Here is an 11,727-nt window from a genome sequence, read left to right as displayed (position 1 = left end):
TTCAGACCGACCTCATGAATAAGCCGGGGTAACCGCTATTGGCATTGTCGCCAAGCGGCAGGTAAACACGCTGATCCTCACTCACAGTCGTCAGTTACTGGATCAATGGAAGGAGCGCCTGGAGACCTTTATTGAGGGTGCCTCCGTAGGTGTGATTGGCGGTGGCAAAAAGAAACCTACTGGTCAGATCGACGTTGCTACCTATCAAAGCCTGATCAACAAGAAAGATAATACGGTCTCAAGTAAAGTCCGGGAATACGGGCAGGTCATCATCGATGAATGCCATCACATTTCAGCTCCCCGTTATGAAATGCTGCTTAACGAAGTCAGCGCCCGATATGTTGTAGGCCTTACCGCAACGCCTGACCGTCAGGATGGCCACCAAAAAATCATGTTTATGGTCGCAGGACCCGTTCGTCACAAAGTCAGGGCTGAACATGGGTCTAAGTTTGTCCAGCGTGTCATCGTTCGAGAACGTCATGAAACGCCACCAACGGACATCTTTCAGAATAACGGTGAACGACCACACATTGCATCCGTCTACCGTTGGCTCTCCCATAGCACTACCCGGAATCAGGATATAGTTCGGGATGTCGTGCGCTGCGTTCAAAACGAGGCCAACTGTCTTTTGCTGACCGAACGAAGAGAGCATGCTGAGACGCTGGCAACATTGTTGGAAGCTGAGTCTATATCGTCGGTTGTTTTGCGCGGCGGGATGCGCGTCAAGGAACGCCGGGCTGCCGAATCGCAGTTGCATGAAACTCAAGTTATTGTTGCAACCGGGAAATACATTGGTGAAGGTTTTGACTTGCCTCGGCTGGACACTTTGTTTCTGGCTCTGCCCATCGCCTGGAAAGGAACACTGTCGCAGTATGCTGGCAGGATTCACCGGGATGCCGACGGTAAGCAGGAAGTTACTGTCTACGACTACCTGGACAACAGCCTGCCAATGCTTGAACGCATGTTCCGAAAGCGCGAGAAAGGTTACAAGGCGATGGGATACCAGTTTGCCCAATCCGAGCCGCAAACACGGCTACTGTAAACTTTCCAACGAAAGGGGAAACATGGCTGAAACGAAATGTGCTTCAGGCCTGCTTCAGAGGTAACTCGTGGGGCTTTACGCGTCTCACGTTCTTAGCTTCTTGTTCATAGGCACGATGACGAACATCCCATAACTCAACCGCGTGCTGAATATTCAGCCAGAACTCCGGCGTATTCCCCAAAGCCGCTGCGAGTTTGATTGCCATGGGTGCTGTCAGCGTGCCTTTGTCATGCGCAATCCGACTGAGTGTATTTCTGTGCACACCCATTGCTTCGGCCAGTTCACTGATTTCTATTTTCATCGGCTCCAGAAACTCGCTGACCAGCATTTCGCCAACTGTCACTGGACGACGTTTTGTATTCCTCATTACCATAACCTCCTCTAGCCCTTGTAAACATGCGGGTCTAGATATGTATCTTGGGCGGTGCCATCTTCCCAGCGAAAAATCAGGCGATACTGTTTGTTAACCCGAATGGAACACCATCCAGAAAGGTTTCCCTGCAAATGTTCAAAACGGTTACCCGGCGGAATCCTCAAGTCTGACTCCTGCGTCGCGGCATCCAGAATCTGAATCTTTCTGAACAGAGCGCCTTCAATAGTGCTGGGTATTTTCTTGTGGCTTTGGTCTTCGTCGTAGAAAGCCTCCAGCCATATATCCCTGAATTCAACCGCCATAGTTACCTGATCGCTTTTTAGTCATTTTATGCACAACAACGTTGTGCGTCAAGTCCGTTCAAAATGAGAACGGATCCGTTTAGAAAACGATGTTACTATAATTTTGTTTGGCAGAAGGGGCTGAAAGAGCGATCTCAAGGCACTGATTTCATAGAGATAAAAGCGTATACAAGGCTCCCAGTTTCCCACTTATCCCAGTTTAAAATGGGTCGTCAGGAGCCGACGCAGAGGAAATTTGCCAATATTTACACTTTTTTTCGCAAATTTCAGCACTCCAATAGTGCTCCACGAGTTTCATAAACTTATGTTTTTAAAGTATTTTATACATTCTGTATCGGTAAATAGAGCCGCAGGTTGGTCGAATACAGCTCGGAGCTGGCGGGAAGTCGGCCGATCCGCCTGACCGGGCATCGTCTCGAACGCTCCCCGCCCTCCTCCCAGAGCATCGACCCGTCACCCGGGCCCAACGTGAGATCCACCATCCTTCTGACGATGAGCGCCGATCACGGCAGGCGCTAGATACCTTATGGCTATACTGTCGTTAACAGTCTGGCCCAGGAGACGGAATGGCGCAGTCGGATAATGATCGCGAAGCAATCCTTCACGGTGAATACAAGGTACCGGGCGGTAAATTGCTGGTGGCGGACGTCACCGTCCGCGATGGGCGGCTGGCCTCGGTGCAGTTATCCGGCGATTTTTTCCTCGAGCCCGACGAGGCGCTGGAGGCGATCGACCAAGCCCTCGAGGGTGCGTCGATCGACGCCGATGCCAGCGCCCTGATCGCGCGAATCCAGCCCGCGCTGCCGCCGCAGACCGAGATGATCGGGCTGTCCGTGCCGGCCATCGCCACCGTGATCCGTCGTGCGCTCTCGCGAACCTCGGATTGGCGAGACCACCGCTTCGGCCTGATTCACCGCGAACCGGAATCACCGCTTCTCCACATGGCCCTGGACGAAGTGCTGACGCGCGAAGTGGCGGCGGGACGCCGCGGTCCGACACTGCGCGTGTGGGAATGGGACCGGGCGGCGATCATCATCGGCGTATTCCAGTCGCTGGCAAACGAAGTCGATCTCGATGCCGCCCGAGAGGCCGGTATCGAGATCGTTCGCCGTATCAGCGGCGGCGGCGCCATGTTCGTCGAGCCCGGTAATACGATCACCTGGTCGCTGATCGTGCCGGAAACGTTGGTCCAGGGGCTCACCTTCGTCGAAAGCTACGCCTTTCTCGACGACTGGGTGATTCAGGCGCTGGGCGACATGGGTATCAATGCCTGGTACGTGCCGATCAACGACATCACCTCGCCGGGCGGCAAGATCGCCGGGGCCGCCCAGAAGCGAATCAACGGTGCAGTACTGCACCACGTCACCATGGCCTACGACATCGACGCCGACAAACTTACCCGCGTCCTGCGGATCGGCCGCGAAAAGCTCTCCGACAAGGGCACTACCAGCGCTGGCAAGCGCGTCGATCCGCTCAAGCGCCAGACCGGTCTCGAGCGAGAGGAGATCATTCGGCGCATGATCGACTCGTTCGCCGCCCGTTTCACGCTGATGTCGGAATCGCTCACGCAGGATGAGCTGGATACGGCGCACACCTTGGCGAAGAACAAGTTCGCCAGCGAGGCGTGGATACGTCGCGTGCCTTGATTCGTCGCGGTCAGCGCGGCTTCGGACTGCTAAGCTGAATCGGGTCAGCTAAGAGGCACCATTTAGGTGCACGCCATCCAATAAAACTGGTTATAGTTATAATCCAAAAACGATAATATAATCTTATAAAAACAGCAGTTTTCCCGAACGACCCCGTCTCCGGCACGCTTACTGCATGGATAGACTTGAGCAATCGCAAGGAGAAAGCCATGTGGTCGTTGTTACGACCCATTCGCGCGTTGCTGGGTAGCGTAGCGTTACTGCTGCTCGGCAACGGCCTGATCAATACCCTGCTGACACTGCGCGGCGCCGACGAAGGCTTCTCGACCAGCCTGATCGGTCTCATCATGTCCGGATACTTCGTCGGATTCATTGGCGGCACCTGGATCAGCGGTCGCCTGATCAAGCGCATGGGGCACATCCGTACCTTCGCATTCTGCGCCGGACTCTGCGCCTCGGCCGCCCTGCTTCACCTCATATTCATCGATCCCTGGGTGTGGCTGGGCCTCCGGGTGGTCTACGGCCTCGCTTTCATTACCCTGATGACGGTGATCGAGAGCTGGCTCAACAGCCAGGCTGCCAGCCATCAGCGAGGCCGGGTGTTTGCCATCTACATGGTGGTCAACCTGGGCGCGCTGGCCATTGCCCAGCAGATCCTGCGCCTGGATAGCCCCGATGGCTTTCTGCTGTTCGCGCTCGCGTCGATCCTGATCAGTTGGGCCTTGTTGCCGATCACGATCACCAAGCGCAGCCAGCCCGTCATCCCCGCACGACCCAAGAGCAGTCTCAAGGCGCTGCTGGGGTTTGCCCCGCTGGCCGTTGCTGCCTCGGCGATGTCCGGACTTGCCATGGGCGCGTTCTGGACGCTGACGCCGGTCTACGCCCGCAGTGTCGGGTTCGATGTCGCCGGTGTCGGCGTGGTGATGAGCTGCGCCATCGTCGGTGGCGCCCTGCTGCAGATCCCCATCGGCCGGTTCTCCGATACTCACGATCGTCCCCGCGTCATGACCTATGTCGTGATGCTCGCCGCGATCGCTGCCGCTGCCATGCCGTTCGCGCCCAATCAGATAACGCTGCTCGGGCTATATTTCATCTGGGGCGGCTTGTCGTTCTCGATCTATCCGATTGCTGTCGCCCAGTTGATCGATCAGTTGCATCCCGACGAAATCGTGGCCGGCTCGGCTGATATGCTGGTCGTTCAGGGTGCCGGTAGCGCCGTCGCTCCGATCCTGGCCGGGGTGATCATGCACAACGTCGGCGACCAGGGGTTACCGCTCTACATCGCCGCGATCATGGTTCTTCTCACAGGCTACGCCGTTTATCGCCGCCGCCGTGTTTCGGTTCTGGTCAGCGGCGATACGGCCCACTTCGAACCGATGACACCGACCAGTAGCCAGGCCCTGGAAATGATGTACGACGACATTCAGAAGGATCTGTTCGCCGACCCCAGCTTCTACGAAGAGCACGAACGCCAGCGAATCGTCGAGATGGCCGGCAAGGCCTGATCCTGAATCCAGGGGTCTGTTGCCGTTTCATGCACGGTCGCGCCGGAACGGCGACAGACCCTATGCCAAGTCATTCGACGAACGCACGAACCGCTCGCGCAGGGAAAATCGCCCCGGCACCGAAGGCCGGGCAGGAGGAAAACATGCTACTTGCAACCGATCTCGACGGCACCTTTCTCGGCGGTGACGCCGAAGCCCGCCTGAGTCTCTATCAGACCATCGCCGCGCACCCGGACATCAAGCTGGCCTATATCAGCGGCCGCAGCCTGGAGGCGATTCTGCCGCTGTTGTCCGACCCCACGCTGCCGCAACCGGACTATATCGTCGCCGACGTGGGCGCCAGCCTCTACTTCGGTGACAGCCTGCAGCCGATCCAGCCACTGCAGCACGAAATCGAAACCCGCTGGCCCGGCGAATCACGTGTCGCCAGCGCCATGCAACGCTTCCCGGACGTGGTGCGCCAGGACGAGCCACAGCTGCGCCGCTGCTCCTATTACTGCCCACCCGAGCGCGCCAGGGACGAAGCGCTGGCCGGGCTGGCAGCGGAACTGGGCTGCGAGATGCTCTACTCGGCCGGGCGCTATCTGGATTTCCTGCCCAAAGGCGTCAACAAGGGCAGCAGTCTGCAGAAACTGGTCGAATGGCTGGAGATCGACAGCGAGGATGTACTGGTCGCCGGCGATACCATGAACGATCTCGCCATGCTCACCGCCGGCTTCAAGTCGGTCTGCGTCGGCGGGTCGGAACCGCCCCTGCTCGAGCAGACACAGAATCAGACCCGCGTCATGCACGCCGAAAAAGCGGGCTGTGCCGGCATCATCGAAGCGTTCGCCCACTTCGGTTTCCTCGGGGCTCACGGCATGGCGGCGGAGAATCGTCGCGACGAGACGCAGACCGGCAAGGCCGAACTAGTGATGGTCTATCACCGGCTGCCTTACGAAGAGTACCGGGTCGATGGCAAGATCCAGCGCCGTCGCCCGACTTCCCCCAACGGCATCATCCCGACGCTGCTGAGCTTCTTCGCCAATCAGCGGGGCTCGTGGATCGCCTGGTCGATCCACGAGGAGGACGATGCCGAGGATTTCGTGACCCACACCAGTGTCGACGCCAAACAGTACCCACTGCTGACCGCCGCCCGCGTGCCGCTGACCAAGGTCCAGGTCGATACCTTCTACAAGCGCTTCTCCAAGGAGGCGTTCTGGCCGACGTTGCACACCTTCTGGGAACGCGCGCATTTCCGCGAGGATGACTGGGAAGTCTATTGCGAGGTCAACCGCGCCTTCGCCGAACGCACTGCAGAAGAGGCCGCCGAGGGCGCGCTGATCTGGATTCACGACTACAATCTGTGGATGGTGCCGGCCTATCTGCGCGAGATGCGTCCCGACCTGCGCATCGCCTTCTTCCATCACACCTACTTTCCTTCGGCGGATGTCTTCAACGTGCTGCCGTGGCGCCGCGAGATCATCGGCAGCCTGCTGCAGTGCGACTATGTCGCCTTCCATATCCCGCGCCAGGTCGAGAACTTCGTCGATGTCGCCCGCGGTGTCGTGCCGCTGAGCACGCTGTCCCGACAGAGCTGCGCGCCGCGGTTTCTGACCTACGGCTGCGCCGTCGGCCTCGAGACCATGACCACGGCCGTAGATACCGGCTCCCGCGTCGTCCGCCTGGGCGCGCATCCGGTCGGGCTGGATATCGATCGGATCAAGAATGCATTGAATCAGGAAGGCGCCAGCTCGCGCATGGCCGAGCTGCGAGAAGAGTTCAGCAAGGTCAAGCTGATCCTGTCGGTGGAACGACTCGATTACACCAAGGGCATCCTCGAGAAACTCCAGGCCTACGAGCTTCTGCTCGACGAGAACCCCGAACTACGCGGCAAGGTGACGCTGGTCAGCATCTGCGTGCCTGCCGCCCGGGAAATGACCATCTACAACGAGCTGCAGACCCAGATCGAGCAGACCATCGGTCATATCAACGGCCGCTTCGCCGACGTCGGCTGGACCCCGGTGCAGTTCTATTTCCGCGGCTTCCCCTTCGAGGAGGTGGTCGCCTGGTACGCCATGGCCGACGTGATGTGGATCACCCCGTTGCGTGACGGCCTCAACCTGGTGGCCAAGGAGTTCGCGGCGACCCAGGGGCTGACCCAGGGCTGTGGCGTGTTGGTGCTGTCGGAATTCGCCGGCGCGGCCGCTGAATTGAAAGGCGCCATTCTGACCAACCCGCACGACCTCCACGACCTGGCCCGGACCTGTTATCTGGGCCTCAACCTGCCTCGCGCGGAGGCGGAAGCGCGGCTACGTCAGTTGAACGATATCGTCAGCTACAACGATATCCGCCGCTGGGGCAACGAATTCATCGCTGCCATCAAGGGCGAAGAGCCGGCGGGCACCGAAAGCCCGGTCAACCCCACCACCACCGGCCTGATCTGACGAACCGCGAGCCGGGAAAAACGATGATCGCCACTTGCTGCCAATGCAAGTGGCGAGCCCGTAGCCCGTAGCCCGTAGCCCGTAGCTAGGGATTTTCGGTCGTCCACCACTCGCCATGATGCCTGGCACCATCGGCGAGCATCGGGGCCAGGTTGGCAAAGGCGCGATCGAGCTCTCGATCCAGCTGCCACGGCGGATTGAGCATCAGCAAGCCGCTGCCATACATGCCGCGGTCGGCGATCGGCTCACGGATCTGCAGTTCGCTACGCCATAGTTTGGGAATACCGGCTTCTCGCAGCGTTGCCAGCATCGTCTGGTGGCGCCCCGCCGGTAACAACGGGTACCACACCAGCACCACCGCGTGACGTACTTTGCGTACCACCTGGCGCAACGTCTCGGCGACCTCTTCATACTCCGCCTTGCGTTCATAGCTCGGGTCGATCAGCACGCAGAGTCGCGGCGTGGAGACCGGCACGCCTTTCGCCAGCCCCTTGAGGCCATCTCCATGCCGCCGCTGCACGGCGCTATCGGTCGGCAGGGCCTGATCGGTCAGATGCTGGTGTTCGCCAGGGTGCAGCTCGAACAGCGTCAGCCGATCCTGCGAACGCAGCGCCGAACCCAGCCACCAGGGCGAGCCGGGATATCGGCTCAGCTCGGCACCGGGCTGCAACGTCGCCAGCGCCGCCAGCCATTCACCCACCGGCGAATCGGCAGGAATACCGCGACGACGTTGCCATAGACGCTCGACGCCCTGGCGATATTCGCCCAGCTTCTGCGTCTCCGGCGCGGCCAGCGGATAGAGCCCCCGGCCGGCATGGGTATCGACGAAGCTGATGGCAGAAGACTTTTTCATCATGGCCTGGACGAGTTGCCGCAAGCCAAGGTGCTTGTGGACGTCGGCGAAATTGCCGGCGTGATACGCGTGCTGGTAGGCAAGCATGGGGATCCATCCATCAAAAAGGGCGCGGCTCTTGGCCACGCCCGGATTCGAGACCGATCATCGGCCGTCTCGGGACGGCCTTGGGTCTCAGGACTGCTGTGTCGGCGTCAGCGTGATCTCGACGCGACGATTCTGGGCACGGCCCGACTCGGTGTCGTTGCTGGCGACCGGGTTCGACTCGCCGTAGCCGACAGCGTTGATGCGCCCGCCATCGACGCCACCCTGTTCGAGATAGGTCGCCACCGACTGCGCACGCCGCTCGGACAGCTTCTGGTTGTAGCTGTTCGAACCGGTGCTGTCGGTATAGCCTGCCACGTTGATGCGCGTTTCCGGATAGGAGCGCAGCACCGCATTGACGTCGTTGAGCGCCTGGCGTGCTGCCGTCTTCAGATCGCTGGCGTCGACGTCGAAAGTCACGCTGCTCGGCATGTTGAGGATCAGATCGTTGCCGTTACGCTCGACGCCGATGTCCGTACCGTCGAGGCGATTGCGCAGCTCTTTCTCCTGGGAATCCATGTAGGCGCCGACTCCGCCGCCGATCGCCGCACCGGCCGCGGCACCGATCAAGGCGCGATCCCGGGTACTGCTGCCGCCATCGCCGGTCAGCGCGCCTGCAACCGCCCCCGCGACCGCACCAATGCCGGCACCGCTCCAGGTCTTGGTGTTGCCGCTACCCTGCTGCTGGCCATCGGTACCGGTGGAAGCGCAGCCGCTCACACCCACCATCATGGCGAGCGGAATGGACAACCAGAACGTCTTTTTCATCATCTTCATGCTTGAGAGGCTCCTTGCTGGCAAATCATCACGCTTTTCCTATCGACAGAACCGTGACGACGAATCCATCACTGCCCGGCCGTCGCTCGAGGATCGACGCCGTTGGTCGGATGCTCCTCATCGAACAGCGCGAGCAGGTCGTTCAAGAATAACAGGCCTTGCGGGGTGGCTTGCAGACGCGAAGGCGTCTCCATCAACAGGCCTTTCCGTCGTGCCGGCTCCAGGCGAGGCGTCAGTTCAGACAACGCCCGACCGGTATGGTTTACCCAATCCCCGGCACTCACGCCTTCGGTCAGGCGCAAGGCATTCATCAGGAACTCGAGCGGCAGTGCCCGATCGTCCACTTCCTGGCCACCGGCCACGAAGCCGCGCGGGTCTTCGAGACGGCGCAGGTAGGCTTCGGGCTGGCGCGTTTTCCAGTAACGTTCGATACGCCATTTCCCCTTCGAGTCGATCCGGGAAAGTTTGCCGTGCGCACCGGCGCCGATGCCGAGATAGTCGCCGAAACGCCAGTAATTGAGGTTGTGGCGCGCCTGCCGCCCGGGCAGCGCGTAGGCGGATATCTCGTAGCGCGAGAAGCCGGCTGCCTCGATCCGTTCGTGACCGTCATCCTGGATATCCCACAGCCGTTCTTCATCGGGCAGCGTCGGCGGATGGGAGAAGAATTCGGTATTAGGCTCCAGCGTCAGCTGATACCACGACAGGTGAGTGGGCTCGAGTGACAGCGCCGTCTCGATATCCCGCAGCGCCGTCTCCAGCGTCTGACCGGGGAGGCCATGCATCAGGTCCAGGTTGACGTTGTCGAACCCGGCATCCCGAGCGCTGCGCATTGCCCGCGCCGCCTCGTCACCACTGTGGATGCGGCCCAGCGCTTCGAGCTGTGCGGCGGCGAAACTCTGCACACCGATGGATAACCGATTGATCCCCGCCCGGCGATAGCCCTCGAAGCGGCTCTGCTCCACCGTGCCAGGATTGGCTTCCAGAGTGATCTCGATATCCGGAGCGAAGGCCAGACGTGCGCGCAGGCCATCGAAAAGGCGCTGGTAGGCCGCCGGAGAGAGCAGGCTTGGCGTCCCGCCGCCAATGAAGATACTGACGATCTCGCGGCCCTGAACCGCCGGCAGGTCGTGATCGAGATCCGCCAGCAGCGCTTCGACGTAACGGGACTCCGGCAGCGCCGCGCCGTGGCCCACGCCATGCGAATTGAAATCGCAGTACGGACACTTGCGCACGCACCAGGGCACGTGGATGTAGAGCGCCAGCGGCGGCAAAGCCATCATTCCGAAACCTGTCCCGATTCCTTGAGCTGCGTGATCAGCGACTGCAGCGCACGTCCCCGGTGACTCAAGCGGTTCTTCTCCTCGGCGCTGAGTTCGGCGACGCTCATGCCACACTCGGGTATCCAGAAAAGCGGATCGTAGCCGAAGCCGCCATTACCCCGCGGATACGCCAGGATGTCGCCTTTCCAGTCGCACTGGACGATCAGCGGCACGGGATCGTCGGCATGCCGCAGATAGACCAGCACACACCAGTAACGCGCCGTGCGTTCCCCTTCGGGAACATCCTTGAGTGCCGCCAGCAGCTTGGCATTGTTGGCCGCATCCTTGGATTCGCCGTTGTTCGATTCCCCGGCATAGCGGGCCGAGTAGATGCCCGGCGCCCCTGCCAGTGCGTCGACTGCCAGCCCGGAATCGTCGGCCAACGCTTGCAACCCGCTGGCACGGGCGGCGGCTCGCGCCTTGAGGATGGCATTCTCGACGAATGTCAGTCCGGTCTCTTCCACATCGGTCACGCCGAAATCCGACTGCGGTTGGACACGCAGACCGAGCGGGCCTAGTAGCTGCTGGAATTCAGCCAGTTTTCCACGGTTGCCACTGGCTACGACCAGGTTATCAATCTGCACGCTCATAGGCTCCTGTCAGAGTCTCCTGCCAAAAACGGTCATTCTACGGGGCGCGGCGATCGGGGCATAGCGCCCCTTATTATTGCCATTGAAGTTCCCACTACCGCCGGTGATGAGAAAACTCAAAAATTTGCCTGCTGGTCATTCCTGTTTTGTAGAGAGGAAAGCGTGCTTTTTCTGGGAATGGAAACAATGTTTTTTAACAAAACACCGTTAACCTATCCATAAATCCATGATTTTCAGAGGAAATATCAAAAAATTACAGGGTCCTTAATTGTCCCTGAGGTGTCACGGTTTGAAAAGTTAGATGCCCTATATTTACAACGCATGGGTTTTATTAACACTATTGGGCTCCAACAATCGCGGAAGGCAGTCGATTACCTAGCCAGGGATCACAACGAAAAGTGTAAAAGACTAATTAAAATCCTTCGAAGGGATCAGACCATGAACACAGAAAATACCGATATCGTACTTGTTACGGATTGTAACTCTCAATCTGTACTATTTTTGGACTACATCCACCAGAAAACCGGGTGCCGCGTCTCGGCACTCAGCCCTCAGGAGCGTTTTCCGGTGGCCGAGGGGCGCCACGTCCTCGTCCTGTTGGATGGAGATCACGTTCAGGAAAAGGACTTACTGGCCTGGAATACCAGAGCCGAAGAAAATAACGCGATCATTCTGTCGGCCTTCAATGTTCGCGATAACAAGCAGGTCATGGAACTGTTGATCGGCATCCACCTGCGTGGCGTGTTCTATCGGCAGGACAATCTCGAGCTTATCTGTAACCCGCCTTATTCACGAGGGCGCTGATTGAGC

The 11,727-nt window shown here is 59.4% G+C and carries 11 protein-coding genes; 5 read left to right on the top strand and 6 right to left on the bottom strand.

Annotated features, from left to right (window positions below):
• The first annotated feature begins 37 nt into the window (after positions 1–37).
• Positions 38–1,042 carry a DEAD/DEAH box helicase gene (locus tag CCD76_RS18120; protein ID WP_306298817.1) on the top strand — a complete coding sequence of 335 codons (1,005 nt, stop codon included), beginning with the start codon at positions 38–40 and terminating at the stop codon, positions 1,040–1,042.
• A gap of 43 nt (positions 1,043–1,085) precedes the next feature.
• Here the strand turns inward: CCD76_RS18120 and CCD76_RS18115 are convergent, their stop codons facing one another.
• Both CCD76_RS18115 and CCD76_RS18110 read right to left on the bottom strand, forming a co-directional pair.
• Complete coding sequence (locus CCD76_RS18115) at positions 1,086–1,409, bottom strand: HigA family addiction module antitoxin (RefSeq protein ID WP_054641672.1); 324 nt, start codon at positions 1,407–1,409, stop codon at positions 1,086–1,088.
• 14 nt (positions 1,410–1,423) lie between these two features.
• Positions 1,424–1,717, bottom strand: a complete 294-nt coding sequence (locus CCD76_RS18110; protein ID WP_044628576.1) for a type II toxin-antitoxin system RelE/ParE family toxin — start codon at positions 1,715–1,717, stop codon at positions 1,424–1,426.
• A gap of 566 nt (positions 1,718–2,283) precedes the next feature.
• Between CCD76_RS18110 and CCD76_RS18105 the strand changes: the two genes are divergently transcribed.
• The 3 genes from CCD76_RS18105 to ggpS all read left to right on the top strand — a co-directional run bounded on the left by CCD76_RS18105 (position 2,284) and on the right by ggpS (position 7,294).
• The gene (locus CCD76_RS18105) at positions 2,284–3,363 is read left to right on the top strand and encodes a lipoate--protein ligase family protein (protein WP_087720934.1); all 1,080 of its coding nucleotides are present in this window, start codon (positions 2,284–2,286) and stop codon (positions 3,361–3,363) included.
• Positions 3,364–3,548: 185 nt separating this feature from the next.
• A complete protein-coding gene (locus CCD76_RS18100; protein ID WP_373419435.1) occupies positions 3,549–4,868 on the top strand; it encodes an MFS transporter in 1,320 nt (439 codons plus the stop codon).
• Between the two features lie 143 nt (positions 4,869–5,011).
• Positions 5,012–7,294, top strand: coding sequence for a glucosylglycerol-phosphate synthase (gene ggpS / locus CCD76_RS18095; protein WP_087720932.1), 2,283 nt, complete (start codon positions 5,012–5,014; stop codon positions 7,292–7,294).
• An 85-nt stretch (positions 7,295–7,379) separates the two neighbouring features.
• Here ggpS and CCD76_RS18090 read toward each other — a convergent pair whose 3' ends face one another.
• From CCD76_RS18090 to rdgB, 4 genes are all read right to left on the bottom strand, one after another.
• Entirely contained in the window at positions 7,380–8,234 is an 855-nt protein-coding gene (locus CCD76_RS18090) for a 23S rRNA (adenine(2030)-N(6))-methyltransferase RlmJ (RefSeq protein ID WP_087720931.1), read from the bottom strand.
• An 87-nt stretch (positions 8,235–8,321) separates the two neighbouring features.
• A complete protein-coding gene (locus tag CCD76_RS20600; RefSeq protein ID WP_087720936.1) occupies positions 8,322–8,999 on the bottom strand; it encodes an OmpA family protein in 678 nt (225 codons plus the stop codon).
• A 77-nt stretch (positions 9,000–9,076) separates the two neighbouring features.
• Positions 9,077–10,288 carry a radical SAM family heme chaperone HemW gene (hemW, locus tag CCD76_RS18080; RefSeq protein WP_373419434.1) on the bottom strand — a complete coding sequence of 404 codons (1,212 nt, stop codon included), beginning with the start codon at positions 10,286–10,288 and terminating at the stop codon, positions 9,077–9,079.
• Positions 10,285–10,911: an RdgB/HAM1 family non-canonical purine NTP pyrophosphatase gene (gene rdgB / locus CCD76_RS18075; RefSeq protein ID WP_373419433.1), complete on the bottom strand. Its 627-nt coding sequence runs from the start codon at positions 10,909–10,911 to the stop codon at positions 10,285–10,287. The genes hemW and rdgB overlap by 4 nt, the downstream gene beginning before the upstream one ends.
• 444 nt (positions 10,912–11,355) lie before the next feature.
• Between rdgB and CCD76_RS19895 the strand changes: the two genes are divergently transcribed.
• Positions 11,356–11,721, top strand: coding sequence for a hypothetical protein (locus CCD76_RS19895; RefSeq protein ID WP_143543328.1), 366 nt, complete (start codon positions 11,356–11,358; stop codon positions 11,719–11,721).
• Positions 11,722–11,727: the final 6 nt, after the last annotated feature.

The organism is Salinicola salarius, assembly GCF_002179555.1.
GTDB lineage: Bacteria > Pseudomonadota > Gammaproteobacteria > Pseudomonadales > Halomonadaceae > Salinicola > Salinicola salarius_A.
This window is presented reverse-complemented; position numbering and strand designations above follow the sequence as displayed.

What these genes read in the sequence shown, in the direction of transcription:
- CCD76_RS18115 (WP_054641672.1), bottom strand. Translation starts at nt 1,409, where the DNA reads ATGAGGAATACAAAACGTCGTCCAGTGACAGTTGGCGAAATGCTGGTC.
- CCD76_RS18110 (WP_044628576.1), bottom strand. Translation starts at nt 1,717, where the DNA reads ATGGCGGTTGAATTCAGGGATATATGGCTGGAGGCTTTCTACGACGAA.
- CCD76_RS18105 (WP_087720934.1), top strand. Translation starts at nt 2,284, where the DNA reads ATGGCGCAGTCGGATAATGATCGCGAAGCAATCCTTCACGGTGAATAC.
- ggpS (WP_087720932.1), top strand. Translation starts at nt 5,012, where the DNA reads ATGCTACTTGCAACCGATCTCGACGGCACCTTTCTCGGCGGTGACGCC.
- CCD76_RS18090 (WP_087720931.1), bottom strand. Translation starts at nt 8,234, where the DNA reads ATGCTTGCCTACCAGCACGCGTATCACGCCGGCAATTTCGCCGACGTC.
- CCD76_RS20600 (WP_087720936.1), bottom strand. Translation starts at nt 8,999, where the DNA reads ATGAAAAAGACGTTCTGGTTGTCCATTCCGCTCGCCATGATGGTGGGT.
- hemW (WP_373419434.1), bottom strand. Translation starts at nt 10,288, where the DNA reads ATGATGGCTTTGCCGCCGCTGGCGCTCTACATCCACGTGCCCTGGTGC.
- CCD76_RS19895 (WP_143543328.1), top strand. Translation starts at nt 11,356, where the DNA reads ATGAACACAGAAAATACCGATATCGTACTTGTTACGGATTGTAACTCT.